Source organism: Enterococcus mundtii (assembly GCF_003957375.1).
Lineage (GTDB): Bacteria > Bacillota > Bacilli > Lactobacillales > Enterococcaceae > Enterococcus_B > Enterococcus_B spodopteracolus.
Genome location: NZ_CP025473.1, coordinates 2134463 through 2156790, shown reverse-complemented (window position 1 = coordinate 2156790; position 22328 = coordinate 2134463). Strand labels below are relative to the sequence as shown.

The 22328-nt window shown below is 33.3% G+C and carries 19 protein-coding genes, 1 pseudogene and 1 riboswitch; of the genes and pseudogenes, 14 read left to right on the top strand and 6 right to left on the bottom strand.

Annotation, left to right across the window (positions count from 1 at the left end):
* The first annotated feature begins 47 nt into the window (after positions 1-47).
* The 5 genes from CYK55_RS10455 to CYK55_RS10435 all read left to right on the top strand — a co-directional run bounded on the left by CYK55_RS10455 (position 48) and on the right by CYK55_RS10435 (position 6037).
* On the top strand, positions 48-923 hold the full coding sequence (locus tag CYK55_RS10455; RefSeq protein ID WP_002317977.1) for a hypothetical protein: 876 nt from the start codon (positions 48-50) through the stop codon (positions 921-923).
* A 14-nt stretch (positions 924-937) separates the two neighbouring features.
* Positions 938-1156: a hypothetical protein gene (locus CYK55_RS13870; RefSeq protein WP_002317976.1), complete on the top strand. Its 219-nt coding sequence runs from the start codon at positions 938-940 to the stop codon at positions 1154-1156.
* A complete protein-coding gene (locus CYK55_RS10445) occupies positions 1143-3818 on the top strand; it encodes a pLS20_p028 family conjugation system transmembrane protein (RefSeq protein WP_126134273.1) in 2676 nt (891 codons plus the stop codon). The genes CYK55_RS13870 and CYK55_RS10445 overlap by 14 nt, the downstream gene beginning before the upstream one ends.
* Positions 3819-3832: 14 nt before the next feature.
* Positions 3833-4051, top strand: a complete 219-nt coding sequence (locus tag CYK55_RS10440; RefSeq protein WP_002302287.1) for a hypothetical protein — start codon at positions 3833-3835, stop codon at positions 4049-4051.
* A gap of 823 nt (positions 4052-4874) precedes the next feature.
* Positions 4875-6037, top strand: a protein-coding gene (locus tag CYK55_RS10435) for an IS3 family transposase (RefSeq protein WP_109114490.1) whose coding sequence is annotated in 2 segments (ribosomal slippage) — positions 4875-5151 and positions 5151-6037 — 1164 coding nt in all. Because the reading frame shifts where the segments join, the coding sequence is not laid out codon by codon here.
* Between the two features lie 29 nt (positions 6038-6066).
* On the opposite strand, the gene CYK55_RS10430 is transcribed toward CYK55_RS10435, so the two are convergent.
* From CYK55_RS10430 to CYK55_RS10420, 3 genes are all read right to left on the bottom strand, one after another.
* Positions 6067-6471 carry a hypothetical protein gene (locus CYK55_RS10430; RefSeq protein ID WP_241234772.1) on the bottom strand — a complete coding sequence of 135 codons (405 nt, stop codon included), beginning with the start codon at positions 6469-6471 and terminating at the stop codon, positions 6067-6069.
* A 1437-nt stretch (positions 6472-7908) separates the two neighbouring features.
* Positions 7909-10881 (bottom strand): NACHT domain-containing protein, encoded by a 2973-nt coding sequence (locus CYK55_RS10425; protein WP_015508913.1) that lies wholly within the window; start codon positions 10879-10881, stop codon positions 7909-7911.
* 141 nt (positions 10882-11022) lie between these two features.
* Positions 11023-11268, bottom strand: a complete 246-nt coding sequence (locus CYK55_RS10420; RefSeq protein WP_026008143.1) for a helix-turn-helix domain-containing protein — start codon at positions 11266-11268, stop codon at positions 11023-11025.
* A gap of 105 nt (positions 11269-11373) precedes the next feature.
* Between CYK55_RS10420 and CYK55_RS10415 the strand changes: the two genes are divergently transcribed.
* Positions 11374-12147, top strand: coding sequence for a hypothetical protein (locus CYK55_RS10415; RefSeq protein WP_002300121.1), 774 nt, complete (start codon positions 11374-11376; stop codon positions 12145-12147).
* 52 nt (positions 12148-12199) lie between these two features.
* Here CYK55_RS10415 and CYK55_RS10410 read toward each other — a convergent pair whose 3' ends face one another.
* Entirely contained in the window at positions 12200-12514 is a 315-nt protein-coding gene (locus tag CYK55_RS10410; protein ID WP_002329547.1) for a hypothetical protein, read from the bottom strand.
* Positions 12515-13465: 951 nt separating this feature from the next.
* Positions 13466-14628 (bottom strand): IS3 family transposase gene (locus tag CYK55_RS10395; RefSeq protein ID WP_109114490.1). Its coding sequence is split into 2 segments (ribosomal slippage): positions 13466-14352 and positions 14352-14628, totalling 1164 coding nucleotides; the frame shifts between segments, so codons are not numbered across the junction.
* Positions 14629-14745: 117 nt separating this feature from the next.
* Between CYK55_RS10395 and CYK55_RS10390 the strand changes: the two genes are divergently transcribed.
* The 6 genes and pseudogenes from CYK55_RS10390 to CYK55_RS10365 form a co-directional block, all read left to right on the top strand.
* Positions 14746-15594, top strand: a complete 849-nt coding sequence (locus CYK55_RS10390) for a T7SS effector LXG polymorphic toxin (RefSeq protein ID WP_126134272.1) — start codon at positions 14746-14748, stop codon at positions 15592-15594.
* Between the two features lie 17 nt (positions 15595-15611).
* Positions 15612-15794 (top strand): hypothetical protein, encoded by a 183-nt coding sequence (locus CYK55_RS13600; protein ID WP_206437469.1) that lies wholly within the window; start codon positions 15612-15614, stop codon positions 15792-15794.
* A gap of 308 nt (positions 15795-16102) precedes the next feature.
* A complete protein-coding gene (locus tag CYK55_RS10380) occupies positions 16103-16588 on the top strand; it encodes a DUF2247 family protein (protein WP_034686825.1) in 486 nt (161 codons plus the stop codon).
* Between the two features lie 396 nt (positions 16589-16984).
* Positions 16985-17605, top strand: a complete 621-nt coding sequence (yqeK, locus tag CYK55_RS10375; RefSeq protein WP_126134271.1) for a bis(5'-nucleosyl)-tetraphosphatase (symmetrical) YqeK — start codon at positions 16985-16987, stop codon at positions 17603-17605.
* Positions 17590-17793 (top strand): hypothetical protein, encoded by a 204-nt coding sequence (locus CYK55_RS10370; RefSeq protein WP_034686821.1) that lies wholly within the window; start codon positions 17590-17592, stop codon positions 17791-17793. The genes yqeK and CYK55_RS10370 overlap by 16 nt, the downstream gene beginning before the upstream one ends.
* Before the next feature lie 3 nt (positions 17794-17796).
* Positions 17797-17922, top strand: a pseudogene (locus CYK55_RS10365) (family 1 glycosylhydrolase); the annotation flags it as partial.
* Between the two features lie 147 nt (positions 17923-18069).
* Here the strand turns inward: CYK55_RS10365 and CYK55_RS10360 are convergent.
* On the bottom strand, positions 18070-18705 hold the full coding sequence (locus CYK55_RS10360; protein WP_034686819.1) for a VanZ family protein: 636 nt from the start codon (positions 18703-18705) through the stop codon (positions 18070-18072).
* A gap of 454 nt (positions 18706-19159) precedes the next feature.
* Between CYK55_RS10360 and CYK55_RS10355 the strand changes: the two genes are divergently transcribed.
* Positions 19160-20734 (top strand): hypothetical protein, encoded by a 1575-nt coding sequence (locus tag CYK55_RS10355; protein WP_126134270.1) that lies wholly within the window; start codon positions 19160-19162, stop codon positions 20732-20734.
* Between the two features lie 25 nt (positions 20735-20759).
* Complete coding sequence (locus tag CYK55_RS10350; protein ID WP_034686814.1) at positions 20760-21653, top strand: hypothetical protein; 894 nt, start codon at positions 20760-20762, stop codon at positions 21651-21653.
* 421 nt (positions 21654-22074) lie between these two features.
* Positions 22075-22252: riboswitch (cobalamin riboswitch) on the top strand.
* Positions 22253-22328 lie beyond the last annotated feature (76 nt).

The following is a 22328-nucleotide window of genomic DNA, read 5'->3' as shown; positions in this document are numbered from 1 at the left end:
TTATTTGACTATATTTTAACATTCAAATAGGAAGAAGTGTGATTTTTATGGCAGAAAAAAGAATGCTGGCTAAATCATTCTTAAATAATGCAAGTTTTATGAAGATGTCAGATTCAGCAAAATTATTATACGTATATCTGAACACAAACGCAGACGATGACGGAATTGTCGAAGCGTATCCATACATGAAAATGCTCGGAACACCCGATGATGATGTAAAGATACTTTTCACAAAAGGTTTTGTATTTTTTTTAAATGAAGATTTGTTAACATTTCTCCCCCATTGGTTACAAAACCAAAATATACGAATAGATAGGTATAAACCATCTATTTACCGCTTCAAGTTATTGAACTTAAAACCAGAATTTTTCTCAAAATTAAAGCCAGTAAAACTTGATGTGATTTTGAAATCTGGCCAAGTAGAACCGCTAAGAGGCGATTTAATGGAAAAATGGTATCCAGCTGGTATACCAAGCGATGTCAAATCGGATACACAGTTAAGTCAAGGTCAGAATAGTCAAGATCAAACTAATCAAGATAAGGATAGTATAGAAGAGATTAATCAAGATCAGAATTCCTTTTTTGAAAATATTATAAATCAGAAAGGAATTGAAATAATCACTACACTAGGTGATAGATATACAGAAGTTCAAAGAGAAAAGTATCTTAAGTTGATTGCTAGTATGAAAGATTCAATTGAAAGAGAATATAAAATAGAAATTCGAGGTCAAGATTATTTTGATATAACAAACAAAATGCTAACAAGACTTTTTAATTCTATAAACGAAAAACTGAATCTCGGTGAAAAAATTGATGAAATGAAGTTCATCAACACCACAGCTAGAAACCATTGGGAGGACATAGCTAAGCAAGAAAAAGCTAGTAGACAGGATATGCTAGAGGCACTGAAAAAAATAGGTTAGAAAGGATTAATAATATGATTGAAAAACGGTTAATATATCAAATTTATTGTCTTGATCATAACGCAGATACTCTTGAGTTAATCGAGAGTATCTGTTTCAATACTATAGTCCTCGATTTAAAGGCTAAAAACGATTGTTACGTCACTCACATCATAATTGACAGAAAAACGGCTCATAAGCTCTCTGAGAGCCTAAGAAAATGGGCTGAAGGAGAAAACTATGAAAGCAATTAAAGAAAAAATCGTTAGTAGAAAGATAAACTGGTTAGCACTCAGTGTGCTTGTTTTAATGATTAGCGTTGTTTTTACAAGGAATGTTGTTGAAGCTAGCATTTTCAATTGGTTTGATGACACAAAAAGTCAAACAGAGTTTTTGAATAATTCTCTTTATAGACCTTACCTGAAAAAATACAATGGAGATTTCCTTAGTCAGTTCGGGATTTGGCTTGGATGGGCTGTGGTAAAAGGCATGTTTACTGTGACTGATTCGATTCAAAATATGATTCCAGATGTGCTGGATTTGTTCAATTTCATTGAAAGTACAGGGCTAAATAACGTTTATCAATCAGTCATGAATACAATTGTCGTTGGATTAATGATCCTTTCATTGATGTTTGTTGGCTACAAGATGATTACTGGAAAAGGAACAATAGATTTAAAATCTGTTGGAACGAATATAGTGATGTCTGTAGCATTAATTCTTTTAATGCCAACGATGATTTCTAGCGGTATTCAATTTTCCAAAATATTTTACAATGATGCTACTACGATTACAAATTCAGATGACGGAGTCGCTTGGTCATTGATAAAACAAGGAGTAACAGATTTGGCATATATTAATAAAACAGATCAGTACTCAAGCATTGATAAAACGGAGGATCGAAATAAGTTAACACGAAAAAATTTTCAACAGACGGATCTCACACAAGTGTTAACGGATAAAGTGATTGATAAATTGGAAAAAGAAAATCCAGCTGCGGATAATCTTCGCTATGAATTAGTTGAAAATTCTAATAATGAATTTGTTGCTACAAAGTTCTCTGATAACTTCTTATCAACATTTTCTGATAGTTTGAAATCAGGCTATTATCGCTATCAAGCAAATCTTTGGGGGATTTCGATTGGATTGACAGCGTTAGCAATCGCCTATGTGTTCAGCGCGTTTGTGATCATTACAGCAATATTAGAACTTGCATTTAAACGTGTGTTAGGTGTTCTTGTTTTTGCGACAGATATTGAAACAGGACAACGTTCAAAAGTTGTTTTATCCGATATTTTACAATGTTACTTAACAGTTGGATTTCAAGGGTTTGGACTATCTATGTTTGCTATGTTTATCAATTTTTTAAATGCTGGACAAGGTATCTCCACAAATATTTTTATAAAAACAATTGCTTATATCTGTGCTGTGTTTGTGCTGATAAAAGGCAGTGGAACAGTCATGAGATACTTTGGTGTTGATATTGGACTCAAAGAAGGCTATGGGCAACTTGCTTCTGCTTTTGGTATGGGCGCAATGCTGTTTAGAAAAGGATCAACTGGATTTAATCGTGCTAAAGGAAGCGGAAATGGAAATGGATCAGACAGCGGAGAAGGAGAAGATCGAAAACCAGAAAAGAATTTCGGCGAAACTCTATCAAAAAAAGCTGGCAAAACTGGAAGAGCTTTGGGATATGCCCATGAACGTGGATTATCAGGTTTAGCTTCAGATGGAGCTACAATGGCTAGTAAAAGAGCAATAAAACCATTTAAGAGTATGCGTGATATGGCTAATGATACCAAGAATAAGTTCAAAGAAGGTTTAGATGATGGTACAGTGTCCGCTATTAATAAAAATAGCAAACCTATGTTAGCTAAAAATAAAGAAGATGAAACTGGAAAATATGCTGATTCCATGCCAACACGTCTTTCGGATAGAAAAGATGGTGCTAAGGTTGAAAATGCCGATAGAATTATGTCTAGTTCTGAACGTATGCGTGAAGCAATGAAAAATAATGCTGAATCGAATAATAATCCTGTAAGTGCAATTCAGCAAAAAGTTCAACAAGATATTGAAGAACGTAAAAATGCTATGCACGGTCAAGCTAAGTCTGCTGAAGAATTAATTAATCAGAAGCGACAAGAAGCTAAATACACGCCTGAAGCAATGAATCGTGAGGAAATGTTAAGGAAACGTGTAGAAGGGCGTACAGGAGCTAATACGGACGAAAAAGAAGCGTTGACCAAAGAAAGAATCCAAGAAGCTAAAAACTCAAATACCGGATTAGAAAAATTGGTCAAAGAAAATCTACAAAATTCTACAAGTAGTCAAGGTGGCCGATCAGTAGATGTCCGAGAAAATATTCAAGGTTCATTGAATGGTCATGTCGGACGGAATGTTGATGTAAGAGAGAATTTACAAAGTTCTTCAAATGGTCAAGGTACTAAGACAATTGATGTTCGAGAAAATCTGCAAAGTAGCAGTGCAAGTCAACCAAAAACAGTAGATGTTCGAGAAAATGTACAAAATTCTACAAGTAGTCAAGGGTTTAAATCAGTGGATGTTCGAGAGAATGTGCAAGGTAGCAGTGCAAGTCAACCAAAAACAGTAGATGTCCGAGAAAATGTACAAAGTTCTACAAGTAGTCAAGGATTCAAAACAGTAGATGTTCGGGAGAACGTTCAAAAAGATAGTGGAGAAATGAAAGAAAAAACACAAAAAATCAATATCGTTGAAGACAGAAAGTCAGCGAAAAAATTTGATTCAAATCATGAAACAGTGATTATTGATAGTGAAATCCGTGAAAATGATAAGGGATCAAAACCAAGACGAAGATTCACTTATGAAGACAACGAGTTATTCAGAGATACACTTAATGATCCTAATCCGCTTTTCGATAAACTATTAAAAAAATAAAAGGGAAAATTGTCATGCAATTAATTCTAAAGATTAGTACGCATGATTTCTTAGAACTTGACGAATTATGTGAATCAGTAAAGAACGCAACAAATGAAAAAATCACGGTCACTAATTATATTGAACTGATGATTCAAGAAGAATTAAAGATGAAACATGAGATAAAAAACAACTTGAAATATTGTTATCTAGAAAAAAGTGAAGAGATAATCCATGAATTAAATGGTTTTTAAAAATTGTATTTGACAGGAATTTACGACAAGGAATTAGTGGGGATTAAGCGATTATTCTCTTCCACTTTAGAGAAATAATGGGTTAAAAAGCCAGAATACGTAGAGCAATATTGACAACCTATAAAGGAGCTATTGTTGAAAATTGAAGTAACAAAAAGATAAAGAGAGGTTTACATCTATCAGATTAAAAGTGATAGTACACCCATGAAACCTGCAAAAGAGTTGAACCTAATGTATATCGGTTCAACTCTTTTTATTTGCAAATTAAAAAAATATCACCGAAGTGACGAATGAAACTATGACCAAATTAAGCAAGAAAATATATCTTGCAAATAAAACAAAGTAGTATAAAAAGATATTGATAAAGCCAATCAAAACTTTGAATTTCAAACGTTAGATAATCAAACAGATACAAAAAATGAAATCAGTTCTACGCGTACGATTATTAAAAATAATAAATTTTCACTAGAAGAAAATGGAAATAAAATCAAATAATTAGGAAGAAAAAACAAAGCAATTAGAAAAGCCTGCAAGCAAATTTGAGTAATCGAGATCCAATTTTTTTAAGGAAGTTTAACAAAAATATGTAATTCTATTGTCACTATTAAAGAGAAAGTTGGAGCGGAATATAATGAAAAGAGAAAAGCAATTAAACGCAAAAAATGTAGAACTTAAAAAATATAAAGAGGAACAACCGTTAAAATTAGGAATGATGTAGTGTAAACATTATAATTGCTATGATATAAATTGGATAGGCTACAATTAACTAGACAGAAAAATTAAGGTGTGTAGACTAGAAGAAAAAATACCAGGAGGAATTTTTATGTCTAAGAGAACACGAAGAACTTTTTCACAAGAATTCAAGCAACAAATCGTCAATCTTTACTTAGCTGGAAAGCCACGTGTAGAAATCATTCGAGAATATGAACTAACGGCTTCAGCATTTGACAAATGGGTAAAGCAATCTAAAACGAGTGGTTCATTCAAAGAAAAAGATAATCTTACGCCTGAACAAAAAGAATTGTTAGAACTACGTAAAAGAAACCAGCAATTAGAAATGGAAAATGATATTTTAAAGCAAGCAGCGCTGATATTCGGACGAAGAGACAAGTAATCGATGCGAATAAGCATCTTTACCCTATATCAGCGATGTGCAGAATATTAGGTCTATCACGTCAGTCCTATTATTATCAATCAAAACCAAAGAAAGACGAATCAGAACTTGAAGAAGCAGTCGCTGAAGAATTTATCCGCAGCCGAAAGGCCTACGGCTCAAGAAAAATAAAAAAAGCCTTATCAAAACGAGGCATTCAGATCAGCCGACGAAAAATTAGTAGAATCATGAAAAATAGAGGATTAAAATCGAGCTATACTGTTGCTTATTTTAAAGTACATCATTCTACTTGCAATGAAGCCAAAACGACAAACGTATTGAATCGTAAATTCTTAAGAGACAACCCATTAGAAGCGATCGTAACAGACTTGACTTATGTACGAGTCGGGAAAAAATGGAATTATGTCTGTTTCATTTTGGATCTGTTCAATCGAGAAATTCTCGGCTATTCTTGTGGAGAACATAAAGATGCCGTTCTAGTAAAAAAAGCATTTAGCCGTATCAAACAACCTCTGACAGAGGTTGAGATTTTTCATACTGATCGTGGAAAAGAGTTTGATAACCAAGCTATTGATGAATTATTAACAACTTTTGACATCAATCGATCATTGAGTCATAAAGGCTGTCCTTTTGATAATGCCGTAGCTGAATCAACTTATAAGTCGTTGAAAGTAGAATTTGTCTATCAATACACATTTGAAACCTTACAACAATTGGATTTGGAGTTATTTGACTATGTCAATTGGTGGAACCACCTTCGGTTGCACGGTACACTTGGCTACGAGACACCGGTTGGTTACCGTAACCAGAGATTGGCGCAGCGAATCCTTGATAATGAGCTCGGATGTGCTAACGCTAGCGAGGCAGTCTAACTTTAATTGTTAGCTCCTGCCGAAGATCGTCACATCCGAGGAGGCTCATTGTCAAGGACAATCGGAATAGCATACGGAAAGAAGTTCTGCACCTTATAAAATTTGTCAAAAAAACTGTTGCCATTCCACCGTTCTATTTCTAATTTCTGTATGGCTTTATTATATGTATGATTTAACTCCTCATCGGCTTGCCTTAACTGGCGTTGAAAAATATGCTGTTTTGTTTCATTGTTTTTATGTACCCACTTTGTGGAGGTATGCCCCTGTTGTACTCCTTCATAGTTTAACTCAGCTAATTGACGAAAACCTCTTTGAAGTACATCTTGTAACTGAAGCAGTTTTTCTTCCAATACACGTTTTTCATTCGATAACTTTTCTTGATGTTGTTCCACTTTGACAATTTCTTGTTGATTCTTTAGCATTTCATCATTCATTTTCTTACCTCCATTCCATCTCATACATTTGATTTGAATCTACCTAGAAGTAATGATTTTTACCGTTTTAGAGAACGTTTCGCTACTTCCAAGATATAAATCGTATCACTATCGACCTTTGCAAAGAAAGCGCATTCTACGTAAAGCTTACCAAATATACAAATCGAAAAACGAAAAATCTCATAAAATATAGTTTTGATATCATAATCGTGCAACTCTTTGTAATTGTTCTTTTGAATAGAAAAAAATGCAAAAGAAAAAGGCTTACGCCCTTTACCAAAAAACTATGCGGAGTGTCTCTCTCTACGCCATGCGATTGCAATGTTGTTCAGTCACACATTCTACAATACCGTACCAGACGGAGCGACCGCTGGCATATTGTAGCTTTACGAGATGTGGTCAGGCATGACAGCCTACAAATTCCACAGGGGCATTCGGTATATTTTGATTATGATTAGTATCAACATATACCGCCTTCTGCTACTCTCACGCGTTTCTTGTCTTATAGATTATTTCTAATCACTTCACGGCGAAGGACTTCTTTGGATGGTTCCATCAGTGTGAAATGCCAATCTCTTAGCAAATCTCTTCACGGAGAGGCTAAGTCTTATCAACTTAGCTTTCTATTGTCGTCCCGACAAGTTCGCTACCTTACATTTGGTCACACTTTGCACACGTTCTTTGCGTTCCAATGCTTTTACACTGGCTTTCTTCTTGTCACCAAGAATACTCACTTGATACGTAACAGTATCCCATTACGACATCAACAACGACTGATTCCCAAACGTTCCTTGACGAGTTGCTTAAACTCTCATACACAAGGTTCTGCATCAGTTTTTTGATAAAAAGAATAAACCTTTTAATATTTCCAGGATAACTATTATCTCATATATTTAACTGACCTTAACGATATCATTCTTTCTCAACTTTATCATGAGTTAAAAAAATTTTCGTTCCTTAAATTTAAAAAAAGAAAAAAAATGGGACAATCATCCGATATTTTCTGATGATTGTCCCACACTCTTTTACTTGATTGAACGCATCAGCAGTTCTTATTGAAAAAGAGACCGCATAATTATTTACTTAACCAACTGACCCTTCCAATGGCTCTTTTGGGAATCAAGGGAAAGGTATATGCTTTGGATATATAATTCATTTGACAAATTACCATAGACTGACAGTGTATATTATCAGGTACTATCATCGATAACGTAGCCAATATCGTACCCAAAATAGCAGGTAGAGAAGTTATTTGAGGAATTAAATTATTCCATTTTTTCTATAAAAATAAATATAGTTAATTAGAAAGATGATAACATCTGGACTGTGTAGTGTATTTTTGATAAGAAAATCCGATTAGATTCTATACAAATATTATAAAATCTACAAAACAACAATTTAGAAAGTAATATTGTTAGTCATTCCAAATATAATTTACTATTTTGGATCAAAGATTTCTTTAAATTCTTTCCTTAATGTATTATAAACAAAACTTCTCGTATTCATTTTTTTATTAAATAAATAAGTAAGTAGTGAGTCAGAAGTTCCTCCTATAGATAATGTTCTGTTATAAAATTTTGCTTCTTTTCTTAACTGATTATGGTAGTCATCCAAGTCTATAAGTCTTGTATCATTTTCGACAACACTCATTTTCGGATTACAGTTTTTTACACTGTCAACTAAACAAAAACTAGTACCGATACTACCTTGACTAAAGTTATCGTTTGAGGCCCGATCAGGAAGTTTAACTTTTATACTGTACTGAACTGGACCTACTTGGTATAAAGCCAAATCATTCCTAAGATTTGGAAATAATTCTTCAACAATTTTCCTATAAGATTCTTGGCCATACTTATAATAATTCTTAATCCAATTTATAATCTGTTGGTCATTATAATAGTTCCATACCCAATTACCATTTCCTATAGGTTTTTCTAGCTTTGTAGGAAACAAAAGATTATCAAAATCCAAATTGAGTTTTTCCTTATTCTTATAAAGTAAATACCATATTACTCCGAAACTAATTTTTTTCCCATTTTTAGTATTTATTTCATATTTATATAAGCCTCCACATATATCTAATAGTTCATCAATACTTTGTCTTTTTAATGATAGATTATACTGCTTTATTCCATTGCCCTTTGATACGTTTAAAGGAGATGCTGAGTTAAAAAACTCTTCAATAAAAAAAGAAAGCATTTCAGGAGTTTCAAATTCTAATAATTTAGTATTCTTCAAAATCTCATCTACATTAGAAAAAATTATATCTATCGCAATTTCTCTAGCGTAGTCTATCCCTGTGTTTAAATAATTAAGTTCATAATGATAGAAACCAATGTTATTTCTTAACGTTGAATACGGTATAATAACTTCTTTTCCATTTTTTTCTATCATCATGACAGGAGCTGTATCATTATAACTTATTTTTACTAATTGATCATCAACAGCACCTTTATTTACTGCTATTAATTCAATACTTATAGAATTCTTATTTATATCCACAGAACAATCTACCCCGATTACAAAAGAATCAGCATCTTCATTTTTTAATACGTATGGAAGCATATATTTTTTTATATTTGAAAAATAGGTATCTACTAAAAGTTGATAAGTATCACGTACTGTTCTAAAAAAAGTTTCATAAAAATTTCTATCTTTATTCTCTTCAAAATCACGTGAAAAATTATACCTTCGCTTTAAGCATTTTACATAAAGTGATAAATTTTTTACAAGTAAAGTATCGAGTATTTTATCTTGTATTACTTTATCTTTATTTATTCCTACAAGCAGCAATATAATTTCTTCGTAATTAGGATCGACAACATACTTTTCCAAAAAAATGTCTAGCTGATCAGATATATGCTTGGTTATAAACAAAGCATAGTAATACTCCTTTAAAGAGAATTGTTGAAATTCACATCCTTCTGCAGTTTCAAAAATTAAACCACTCTGTAAAAAAATCCTGTAAATCGAGAGTACAGAATTAGGAAATTCTTTTTTTATGATAGTTGTTATATCTGTCTCCTTTCCATGCTTTATAGAATAAGATAAGAATGCAAACTCTGACAAAATATTATGCAATTTAAACAAAGGAACTTCATCTATATCCGAGTTTCCTTTATTATTTACTTGCTTCAAAACATAATTTGTAAAAGATTGATACAGTTCTGCAATATTACTTGGAACCTTATCATTATTTTTATCCATTTCATATGCTAAAAACATATTAAAATAAATAGGTATCTTCAATATTTTTTTCATACTTTTGGGCAATCGATGCATTTCAATAGATGTGCTTCTTTTCAAAACATCTGAAGAGATCTTAATTATTCTATTTTCATCCAGCATTTCCGTTTCATAAGTACTAAAAACTTCCAAGCTGTTATCCATATACAGAGGCCTTGATGATACAATTACATTAAATTTATTCTGTATAATGTCATGAATTAACAGATCACGATTTTGTTTACATTCATCTATCCCATCAATTAATAGTAAAATCTCTCCCGAAAATACCATACTTGTAACAATCTCAATCGTTATATTTGGAACAAAAACTTTTAACTCTTTGAGGATTCCCTCAAGCACTGAATGAAAGCTTCTATGCCAAAGTTTACCAGATAATAAAACAGGTATCACTTTACTTTTTGAATTAATGTAGTTTTGACTTTGGTTCAAAAAAATACTATGAAGGAATGTTGTTTTTCCACTTCCTGCATCTCCTTTGACCAATGCTCGTCCCGTAAAATTTGTGAATACTTCTGGATATATTTCTGATCTCTCTTTTTTTGACTGCTTAATTATATACTGTCGCCATTGCCATCTATACATCTCCTTATATTGCTGTGATAAAGAAATACAATAATTAGTGAATATTTTTTGATCCTTAAATTCACCCATCTCTTTGGTTTCTTTCGATAGTTTTTTAAAAGAAATTGTATTATAAATATCAACCCAATTTTCAGCAATATTTTCGATAGGGCCTTCAAAAATAACTGTATCTGAAAAAAAATCAATCATCTTCAAAATTTTTATATCAATACCGTTCAAAACAATATAAAAAGGACTTCTTGCATTCATTGAGTAAAACATTGCTTGCCCGGTAGCATCTTCGAGACTCTCAGAAGGTTTTTTTAGCTCAATTGAAATCAAAGAATGATCCTGAACCCACGGCCAGGATGATAAATCGCGATTTAAATTCCATTCATCTGAACTAAAACACAAAATGTCAATAAATTTTGTTGGATTCTTTTTTCTTCCAGAATAGCTATAGATTGGAAATTCATCAGCATAATACTTTTCGTCATACCCTAATAATTTAATTAAAGGAACTGCAATCTTAGTTCTTACATCTTGTTCTGACACCAAAGAGTTAGGATCTATACTTTTTACCCATTCACTTACATTCACTAAAAAACCTCCTTCTATTCAAAACACACGTTATACAAAAGTATACCGTATCACTACATAGCTCATTTATGATTATATCAGTATTTCTTTGTTATCCATAAAGGTGTAACAATAGATTATTATACTAAAGACTAAAAGTAGTCATTGAAGCAAATCTTCATAAGGCACCTGTAGAATATCCCTAATGGCTTTCAATTGATCTAACTTAATGTGTTGCCTGCCGCCTTCAATCTTAACCAATGTTTCTCTAGTTATAGCGATTTTCCTGAGTTGTAGGTCTCTAATCAGCTCGGTTTGACCAATTCCTTTTTCTAATCGGAGTCGTCTAATATTGCTACCGATTACATTTTCTTTATCAATAATTTTTTCCTCTTTCAAGAATAGCACACCTTTTGGACTAAAATTAGTCCTTTTTCTTATTAATCTTAAAGATTTGGTATGCTACAATGGGACTAGTATTAGTCCACATTCAATTTTTAAGGAGGAATTTTTTTGAAGAAATTTGCAATCATTCTAACCTGCGCTTTACTCATCGGAACTATAAGTGGGTGTACCACTTCTGACACAAGTTCTACAAGTACGGAAACTAGTACAACAAGCTCAGAAAAGAATTACCCAATACATTTTTTTCCGGTTCCAGATGGATTTGAAGCTTATTATCATGATAAAAAGCTAGATGTCCCTTTATCAGAAACTGAATTTACTGAAAAGATTTTGTCAATTGAAATTGAAAGAAATCAAGACGATATAAAACTAAAAGCTGATCTTCCCTTACTGAACAGCACACAAATTGATAGACATGAAAATATCAAAGCTAATATTGAAAAAGGAGCGTTAGCACAACTTTATACTGAAAAAGTTGAACAGTTTTTTGAGGCTGGTTCCAATAAAGACTTTTCAAAAATAAGCGATTATTCGGATAACTTTTTCAATGAAACCCAAGATGAAATCACGAACTCAACTTTTATGGCTGAAGATATGTATAATATGACGTTACAAAAAATAAAAGCTTACGACCGCCCATTAAATCTGACACTAAATAATGGATCGCTCTCTTTTGTATTAGCAGGTTACGTTGACTATGAATATACAGCAGATTATTTGGAGACGCCCCTTCAACACGATAATAACGATATTAATTTTAGATTTATCTACAATTCAAAAAGTAAAACATGGTTAGTTGATCAATTGAGCACTATAAATACGGGATTTCATGAATTACCTAAGCCTGACAATGAAACTGCTTTGGTCATTAAAACATTCTAAAAAAGAAACGTTGAAGGAATAATTATTCTTTCAACGTTTCTTTTATTGTTTTTCAGTTTACGGTCTTACCTGAGCGAATAATCTGATTTCTAAATGATTGGAAAACTTCTTGTGGTTGATAATAATCTGTATCTATTTCAAATGTTTCTGAGAATAATTCATTGAATTTTTCTACTGAAATGATGATTTTACCATTCTCCTCTCGACTGTTTTCTATTATTTCTGCCTCTAATTCAAATAAATCTAGTGACGAACTAAAATCATAAATCCTGTCATATTGAACAAAAAAATCAAGAAAAAGTTGCTCAAACTCTTCCTTATTTATCACTAGTGTTTCAAGCGGAACAACTTTATTTTCATCAGCCATTCTTCCAATTTCCTCACTTTCATTTTCAATTGTCCATTGTTGCGGACGTATCAGATTTTCTCTATCATTTTTCAGTGTATAGATCACTTGTAATACACAACAATGCTTTGTAAACTTATTTTTTTAGTTAGTCGAATCTTTTTAAATGTGCGTTTCATACCATGCGCTTGATATATTTTCTCCTATTTTTTAAATCGTTTATCACAACTTTTATCGTTTTTTCTTCTGAAAAAAATCTTGTTTACATCGTTACATAGTTTCCAAAAAGATACATTACTAGTAGAAACAACAAGATTAATTTTACTTCCCACTGAAATGGGAAGTATATTTTAAATATTTTTTCTCCTTCAACTTACACTATAAAGTATCTTAATCACACGATATGCTAGCCACTAAATTCATTATATTTGATTCCTTTTTTAAGATAATGTAGCATCTTTTTATCCAATAAAGCAATTGTTTTTAAGGATAAATTTCTTAAGATGGTACATTTCAAAATGGCATTTGACATATGAAACAAAAAAGAAAGAAAAGAGCATAAGGGAAAACTGATAGCACCTTCCTACAGGAAGGTTGCTAAGTTGGCTGTGCCAACTGGTTTTCTTTCAAAATCACTTCATATTTTTTTGATATCACAAAAAAATCCATTTTGGACCTATTTTCGGTCATAATATAGTACCTACTTTTGGTCATAGTTTCGTCCGTAGTTTTGGTCATAGTGACTAAGGCTTTTACGCACAAAAAAAGAGTGGCAAAATAAAGCTTGCCACTCTCTTTTCTATTCACAAAATTGGTTTGAATTTGCTTTCTTTAACACTTCATTTGGAATGGCAACAGTTTTTTTGACAAATTTTATAAGGTGCAGAACTTCTTTCCGTATGCTATTCCGATTGTCCTTGACAATGAGCCTCCTCGGATGTGACGATCTTCGGCAGGAGCTAACAATTAAAGTTAGACTGCCTCGCTAGCGTTAGCACATCCGAGCTCATTATCAAGGATTCGCTGCGCCAATCTCTGGTTACGGTAACCAACCGGTGTCTCGTAGCCAAGTGTACCGTGCAACCGAAGGTGGTTCCACCAATTGACATAGTCAAATAACTCCAAATCCAATTGTTGTAAGGTTTCAAATGTGTATTGATAGACAAATTCTACTTTCAACGACTTATAAGTTGATTCAGCTACGGCATTATCAAAAGGACAGCCTTTATGACTCAATGATCGATTGATGTCAAAAGTTGTTAATAATTCATCAATAGCTTGGTTATCAAACTCTTTTCCACGATCAGTATGAAAAATCTCAACCTCTGTCAGAGGTTGTTTGATACGGCTAAATGCTTTTTTTACTAGAACGGCATCTTTATGTTCTCCACAAGAATAGCCGAGAATTTCTCGATTGAACAGATCCAAAATGAAACAGACATAATTCCATTTTTTCCCGACTCGTACATAAGTCAAGTCTGTTACGATCGCTTCTAATGGGTTGTCTCTTAAGAATTTACGATTCAATACGTTTGTCGTTTTGGCTTCATTGCAAGTAGAATGATGTACTTTAAAATAAGCAACAGTATAGCTCGATTTTAATCCTCTATTTTTCATGATTCTACTAATTTTTCGTCGGCTGATCTGAATGCCTCGTTTTGATAAGGCTTTTTTTATTTTTCTTGAGCCGTAGGCCTTTCGGCTGCGGATAAATTCTTCAGCGACTGCTTCTTCAAGTTCTGATTCGTCTTTCTTTGGTTTTGATTGATAATAATAGGACTGACGTGATAGACCTAATATTCTGCACATCGCTGATATAGGGTAAAGATGCTTATTCGCATCGATTACTTGTCTCTTCGTCCGAATATCAGCGCTGCTTGCTTTAAAATATCATTTTCCATTTCTAATTGCTGGTTTCTTTTACGTAGTTCTAACAATTCTTTTTGTTCAGGCGTAAGATTATCTTTTTCTTTGAATGAACCACTCGTTTTAGATTGCTTTACCCATTTGTCAAATGCTGAAGCCGTTAGTTCATATTCTCGAATGATTTCTACACGTGGCTTTCCAGCTAAGTAAAGATTGACGATTTGTTGCTTGAATTCTTGTGAAAAAGTTCTTCGTGTTCTCTTAGACATAAAAATTCCTCCTGGTATTTTTTCTTCTAGTCTACACACCTTAATTTTTCTGTCTAGTTAATTGTAGCCTATCCAACGGGAAGAATTACAGGTGCAGAGGAGAAACCTCTCAAGGGATTGATTTATGTTAGTAGTGAATCTTCGGACTTTATGTTTGCGCTTAAAAGTAATTTAGAAAGTGGCAAAGAAACAGTTAGTCAATTGAAATCGGGTAGTCAAAAAGTTGTCTTAGCAGTAGATGGCAAGCAATTATCTGGCGCGGCGTATACAGCAGGCAAAGGCTTGTTTGCGGACTTGATCATTCCAACGATCACCCGCACAACAAATGCCATTGAACAGATTGAACAAGAATTGAAAAAATACCAAAATGCCGATAAAATAGTGGCAAGTGAAGGCGAATTGAATGAAGATAAGTTAAATCAACAGATACAAGTCACACGTACAATGAAAAACTCAGTAGACCAGACCTTATTTTTCGTCCGATTACAAACGACACTGAACCCAATTGCAAGTGTACTAGATACCTTGTTGAATGTTCAAAGAGAGTTGGAACGAATGACTGATAGCTTTCAACAAGCTATCGATCATTTACAAAATCAACTAAGAAAACTACAGGATTTCAATACACAAACAAGTGATTTATTTGCTAATAGTTTAAATGAGCTGAAGATAGCGATGCAAGGCGTATTGATATTAAATAATACGACAATCAAAAGTGATGGCTCATACTCATTACCAAAAGGTACAAATAAAAGTTATTTTGAGAAAATAAAAAAAGATGTAGCTTTGGTTGTCGAATCAGGCGATCAAGAAATTGAGTTAATTAAAGAAACAGATAGTCTAGAAGAGATCAATCGCAAAACACTCGCTTGTGCTAGTATAGGAATCAATCCCTACACAGGAAAGAAAATCATCAAGAAGAAGCGAATAAATTCAAGTATGCTGCATGGTCAGGAACACTTATAAATATTGGCGATACAGTGATGGGCGCATATTATGGAAACAAAGGTGCTTCGAGATTAGATGGCATCGATGATGTTGGGAGTGTCAAGAAAAAGTCTAATAGTGAGAGTACTGGTGGGGCTACTCAGAAAGTTATTTCTGAATTTAAGAGTCCTGTGTTAGATGGCAAGCGAGTCGGGGGGGAACAACAGTTGATGATATAAAACCAATTTGGGGAAAAGATCCTTTAGGCAAACCAATTATAGATAAGGAATTTCCACATGTTCCAAAAGAACATGGATTTAGCAACATTGTTGACAATTATCCAACTGTTGCAAATGAGTATTCTTTAGTTGGTGGGGATGGAATTAGTAGAAGATTTTTTCAAATTGAAGGAAGTAACAATGGAAAAATAGGTGTTTTTGAATGGATTGTCGAACCTAATGGTAATATAAGCCATAGAAGATTTATAAATGGTGGTACGTTGACTGGAAAACCAAATCAAGTTCCTAAAAAATAAAAGGAGAAAATAATGAATTTAGCATGTTTTAAAGAAAAAGATGTGAACTATAGTTGGAAAACTATCTATGTTGGAGTAATTCAAAAATTTTTCGATCTAAAAGTAATTTCTGACTATGCGATAGAGCTAATGGATCAGGGAAATGATGATGATTTTATTAATGAACTTGCATGGGGAATAAAACCTGACGAATTACAATCAGTGTTATTTGAATTAAAAAGAAAGTGCTTTCCTAATGTGGATGAAGGCGGTAATGATTACAAATTTGAAGAACAAAAACTTAGATTTATTTATTTATCTAAACTAAATGATACCATGAATGATGAAGATGATTTGTTAAATGGAATTGCAGAATTCTATAATAACAATGGGTATCCAGAAGATATGGTTAGCTTCATAAATTATATGCCTCAAGAAGTTCCTACTACAAAAAAAGATTTGATAGAAAGATTCCATCAATTCTTAGATTCAGAAAATGAAAAACTTAATGAAAGATGAAATAGCACTTTACTCCTAATTAAAATTAAATAGTAAAGTATTGACCGGTAAATATACCACCTAGAGCAATCAAGTCGTCAATAGTTAATAACAAAAAGAAGCGATTCAAATTTATCGTTTCTTTTTCTACATATGAAGTTATTACACACTTATCAAGAAAAGTGATGAAGTGGAATTAAATTACATAAAACAAATCTTTGGCAAAGAAATCCAGTAGTTAGATAAGACCGAGATAATTGTTAAATCAGAAGAAAAATTATGAATATATTTAAAAGTAGAGTATAAAATATCTAATTCTCTATGTATATTTTTTCTATGTAAGGTCGATTTTTTTAATAACCATAAGTAGTAAATAATTCATTTGAAAATACACATAGTAAGTAAATGGAGGAAAAAATGACAATAGTGAATAGTTTGGCATTAAGAGATGATGTTTATCGCTTTCTTGAAGAACATGACCATATAAAAACTTATAAACATTGTATAGCAGTCGGCGATTGTGCGGAGAAACTTGCTGTAAATTACAATATCAATGGCGAAAAAGCCAAAATAGCGGGTTATTTACACGATATATCCGCAATTTATCCAAACAATTGTAGAATTACTATAGCAAAAGAAATGGGGATAGAACTAAATCAAGAAGAGTTGGTATTTCCAATGATCATTCACCAGAAGATCTCAAAAAAAATGGCAGAAAAGATTTTTGACCTCACTGACAACGAGATTTTATCCGCAATTGAGTGTCATACAACTTTAAGGGGGAGGTATACTCAACTAGACTTAGTTGTGTTCGTTGCAGATAAAATAAGTTGGGATCAAGATGGAATTCCTCCGTATCTAGACAGTTTATTATCAGCACTTGACTGTTCTTTAGAAAGTGCTGCATTGTATTATATTAAATATCTATTGGATCAAGGCGTCAAAGTTGTTCATCCATGGCTAAAAGAAGCACATGAATCATTGTCTAAGGCAGTTAGTAAAGGAGAGGACGGGAGAGATATATGCCAGAATTTATAAATTTACCAAACTTTTGTCATGATAGTGAAATTTTAAATAATGTTGATTTACCTGAAGAAGACCAAGCTTTACAAATCCAAAGAACTTTAAAAGAAACAGAGAAAATACAAAAATCCGTTTCTTCTCTGGAAGATAGTGAAGAAAAAAGAAAAAGAAGAAAACAACCGACCTTTCAAAAAGAACAGTAATAAGTGTCGAAACGGTATGGCTTCATCTATGTTGACTTGGATGATGAAGGAAAGGGCAGTGGCAACAGATACAATAAGAAATCGTTTGACTGGTATAAAAGTGTGATTGAAACAAACGGAATAGAATGATAAAAAGCTAGAAGCCTCTAAAGAAATGTTCGTTCATTCTTTAGGGGTCTAGCCTTTTTCATAGAGGTGGTATTTCTAATACAACGAGAGGACAACTGACGTCAAAACATTTAAGTGATGGCGATATGTTTTCCTGTTTCTTGCGTATTAACTAAAAAATGTATTAGCGAAAGCAATAAAAATGACCAATACAGGAATCGTCCATGAAAAACCATGCGTTTTATCAAGGATTTTGTTTGACGAATGATTGATCATTCTTAAGATGACCTCAATCAGAAAATAACCTAGAATCATTCCCAGTACATTTGAAATTAAATCGTCAATGTCTGTTGCTCTAACTATCGTGAACAGTTGGCTTATTTCAATCAACAATGAGGTACCAAATCCAAGTAAAAGAGAATAACTGAATTTTCTATACTTACTGCTAATCAATGGACACAAGAACCCGATGGGTATAAAGCAAAGAATATTAAGAATATAACCTGTATTTATTCCATCGATAAAAGGGATAAGATTGATATTCGGATTGAAAATACTCTCGCCAAATCCACTGATCCTATTCAACTCACGAAGCGTAGGAACGCCGAACACATTGAAGAATGTGAAACTCATATAATAAAATAGTAAAAGTGCTGAGAGAATGTTGATCAATTTAGAGGAATCTTTATTTTTTCTAGTGAGCCAGAATAAAAAACTTGTCAAAATCAGTAGACCTATCAAGAATACTGGCTTTAAAGTCAAGATATCTACTATGGATTCCCAGAATCCGATTTGTTGCGTCATATTTTTCGCCTTCTTTCCTTAAGTGAATGAGTAATTCGTATAGTTAATCATCTCATAGAAGGAGAATCAAGCCATCAGCCTGTAGACTTATTTTAGAAGTTATCCGAGTATACTGACACACTGGTAAATGATACAAAGTGAAATCAATTGAGTGGTACAAAAACAATCACTGAAATAGATAGAAAAAATTATAAAAAATCTAGTTGAAAAAGTCCTAAATACTTATTGAATGAAGTATTTTAGGACTGTTTTAGTGTGCGTATAAGATTAAAAGTGGTCGTATCCGATGCAGATGATTCTTATCCAAACGATTTTCGTTAAAATAAATGGAACTTGCGTATAGTAATAATGAATGAGATGAGGATAAGTAAATAGAAGTGCAAAGAGAAAATACCATCAAGTACTACATTAATAATAGACCGCCAGCACCTATCTAATTGAAAGGACAAAAATTATGGGATTAATCTATTCAGCCACCGAATCTTTTAACTTAATAAGTAATATGACCACTAATTTATCACTTGCTCGTACAACCATCGATCAATTACGAACAGGTAGCCAACAAATTGTTCAGGCAGTTGACGGAAAGACACTCTCTGGGGCGGCTTATCAAGCCGATATAGGACTGTTTTCTGAGTTGATCATTCCTACGATTAATCGGGTAAACACTGCGGTACAAGGGATTCAGACAGACTTGAATCTTTACTCCGCCGCGCATCAAATCGTTGCTAGTGAAGGGTACTTGGATGAAGAGAATTTAAGTGGACAGATTCGTGCCAAATCATTTGCTAAACAATCGATTGAAAACCATGCGCAGGCGATCAGGCACTTCGCCAATACAAGCATCTTACCAGGTATCACAGAAATGCTGTCCGACTTCCATCGCAACTTGATGAGAATGTCAGACAGCCTGCAAGAAGACATTTACAAGTTGCAACGCAAACAGCAAAAACTTTATGCCTTTAATTCTCAAACCAGTGGACTGTTCAACAACAGTCTACTGGAATTAAAACTCGCCATGCAAAGTGTCTTAGTCTTGAATCGAACCACCGTAAAAGCAGACGGAAGTTATATATTGCCGAAAGGGGTGGATGGAAGTTGGTTTGAGAAGTACAAACCAAACGGACAAGCTTTGTTGGGAGAATCTTCAACCAATGCCTACTTAGAACTGTATGCGGAGATCGAAAAATTGGTACAACCTCTGAAAGAAGGAAAAAACGATGCAATCAAACGACTTGAAATGTTGCTCAGCAATTATCCTGATGCATTGATAAACAAATTATTATCTAACGATGAATTTTGGATGTTTGCCAATCATCTACCTTCTGGACTACAAAATAAATTGATCAGCGCTCTTGCAAAATACGAAAGTTTAGGTAAGGCCATTGCCCTAGGGAAATGGCTTCCTAAAATCGACACGATAGGCAAAGCCTATCAATATTTTACTAAATTTACCTCTCCCGTAAAAACCTACGTCAGCGAAGGATTAAAGAACTCCCACTTGATACAAGGAGCTAAAAAATGGGGTGTCGTCAAAGGATTAGGAACGGTAGGCCAAGTAGCTACTTACGCGCAATTAGGAGTCACTTTCGCAGCAAATGCGGTGAATGAATATGGAAAAACAGGAAGTATTGGTAAAGGAATAATAGGCGGTGGAATAGAGATGGTGAAGAGTATTGGTCCGTTAGAGGGGATGACGATTGGGAGTGCTATCGGAGGGGCTATTGGTACCGCAATTCCTATTCCATTTTTGAGAACAGTTTCGGGAGCTGTAGGAGGTGCGCTAATTGGAGGAGCTATAGGCGGGTTAAATAAATTAGTGCAATTTGTTAAACCAGATATCTATAATAGTGCAAAAGAAGGAGCTTATAGTTTGCATGAAAAGGCGTATGAAGCGATAAGTGAGATCACAAAAAAGATAGGGAAATCAGTGACACAAAATATAAGAACAGTAAAATGTGTTTACAGTAATATTCAGGTAGTGGGAAAATCAATAGGAAAGGTGCTATCTCCAGTAGAAAACTATTAGAGAATAGCTTTAGTGGATAAAAATCATGAAACAACTATTCAAAGCAACGTTCGAAGAGAGTTTAAATTTAAGTGATGACACATTTGTTACTTTTATGAATAAAGATGTTAATCAATTGCCGGATCCAACAGGTGGTAAAAAGGTAGTTGCTAGAGTTGTAGGAGTGCTATTACTTGCCTTTTTAATAGGAATTAATTATTTGATCGCCGTTATATCCACGAAAATTAGTGCAGGAGAATTAGGACCTAGTCCAGTTCCTATACCAGACATCAATTTTTTACCAATATGGTTGTTCTATTTATTATTTTTTGTGTGGGTAACTTTAGTTTTCATTTTTAGGGATAGAGGAGAGTATTACTTTACAAGGATACGAGCTCAATTCAACTTAAACTTATATATCATTTGGTTAGTGATAGAGATGAATCTTTTATTCATCACAGTATTTCTCAAACCACTAACCATTTTAGGTATGCTGTTCCTACTAGGATTGATCGGACTAGTAGGTTATCTTGTATTTAGGACTAAAAAACGTTCGCTTGAGTACGTATTATATGAAGTTGAAAGAAAAAAAGGCAAGATAGATAGGTTGGTAGATCAAGTAATGAAATTAGCAATGAAATATGGCTGGGGAATTGTGACCGTAGGTATAATATGGAAATTCGTTTTCCCGAAAAGTGAAGTACGAACAGATTTTGTTGGATTTATCAGTATATTAGGTATGTGGATAGCTATGGATAGTGCAATCATTTTTGCAGAAGCCTATCTATATTTCCCCTATCTATTACATGGTTATTATAAATATAAATATCCAGAAGAATATCGCAATTGGGAAGGTAAGAGTAAACTAGAATGGTACGGAGAAAAATATTTTAACAAGCATATCAAAGGAACAGCCAAAGAAATGAAAGAGGAGAAATAGCCCAAAACCTTGGGCTAAACGTCTATCTAAATGTAAACTTTGGCTTGAATATTAAAATGAATAGCTTTCATCTGATAAATCTTTTCTTTTTTCTAATGAATAACATATGAAATTTTTGCATGATTGTTAACAAATTCTTGTCCTTTTGCCTTACACTTACATGATAAGAATGCCTATTAAGAGCTTTGTTTTATTAAAATAAAAAACGTTAGATAAATCAACGAATGATACAGTGTCGTCAGTTTTTATAGTATAAATGAATACCATTTTAAAAAAAAGAATAAGATATTTTTGTTGGAAGTAGGGTATTTTAGTGCTTTTTTCGCTTGATTTTCGTCTATCTTTTATGAAATCCATATGTTAAAGTATTGGCGGAGATACTTTTGTTGGTATAGCTAAATTTTTCCAAAAGATAATTGATTGAATAAAAGTAAAGTTAAAAATAAATAGCCGATTAGATGTCAGGGAAAGAGGTGAAAGTCCTCTACAGACCTACCTACTGTAAGGTGGATGAAACCAATAGGACCACAGATCATTCTGGAAGGTTTGGGAGTAAAAGGAAGCCAAGTCAGGAGACCGATTTAACGGCAATCATGTTCTTTTGTAGGAGAAAGATCAAGCGTTTTTTTTGTGTGATCAATCAAACTGTCTTCTCCTGTAATAGGAAAGGCAGTT

Excerpts from the sequence above, each read along its gene's own strand:
- CYK55_RS10350 (WP_034686814.1), top strand. The coding sequence starts at position 20,760 with ATGAAACAACTATTCAAAGCAACGTTCGAAGAGAGTTTAAATTTAAGT.
- CYK55_RS10360 (WP_034686819.1), bottom strand. The coding sequence starts at position 18,705 with ATGACGCAACAAATCGGATTCTGGGAATCCATAGTAGATATCTTGACT.
- CYK55_RS10430 (WP_241234772.1), bottom strand. The coding sequence starts at position 6,471 with ATGAATGATGAAATGCTAAAGAATCAACAAGAAATTGTCAAAGTGGAA.
- CYK55_RS10370 (WP_034686821.1), top strand. The coding sequence starts at position 17,590 with ATGCCAGAATTTATAAATTTACCAAACTTTTGTCATGATAGTGAAATT.
- CYK55_RS10445 (WP_126134273.1), top strand. The coding sequence starts at position 1,143 with ATGAAAGCAATTAAAGAAAAAATCGTTAGTAGAAAGATAAACTGGTTA.
- CYK55_RS10380 (WP_034686825.1), top strand. The coding sequence starts at position 16,103 with ATGAATTTAGCATGTTTTAAAGAAAAAGATGTGAACTATAGTTGGAAA.
- CYK55_RS10455 (WP_002317977.1), top strand. The coding sequence starts at position 48 with ATGGCAGAAAAAAGAATGCTGGCTAAATCATTCTTAAATAATGCAAGT.
- yqeK (WP_126134271.1), top strand. The coding sequence starts at position 16,985 with ATGACAATAGTGAATAGTTTGGCATTAAGAGATGATGTTTATCGCTTT.
- CYK55_RS13870 (WP_002317976.1), top strand. The coding sequence starts at position 938 with ATGATTGAAAAACGGTTAATATATCAAATTTATTGTCTTGATCATAAC.
- CYK55_RS10355 (WP_126134270.1), top strand. The coding sequence starts at position 19,160 with ATGGGATTAATCTATTCAGCCACCGAATCTTTTAACTTAATAAGTAAT.
- CYK55_RS10410 (WP_002329547.1), bottom strand. The coding sequence starts at position 12,514 with ATGGCTGATGAAAATAAAGTTGTTCCGCTTGAAACACTAGTGATAAAT.
- CYK55_RS13600 (WP_206437469.1), top strand. The coding sequence starts at position 15,612 with ATGGGCGCATATTATGGAAACAAAGGTGCTTCGAGATTAGATGGCATC.
- CYK55_RS10440 (WP_002302287.1), top strand. The coding sequence starts at position 3,833 with ATGCAATTAATTCTAAAGATTAGTACGCATGATTTCTTAGAACTTGAC.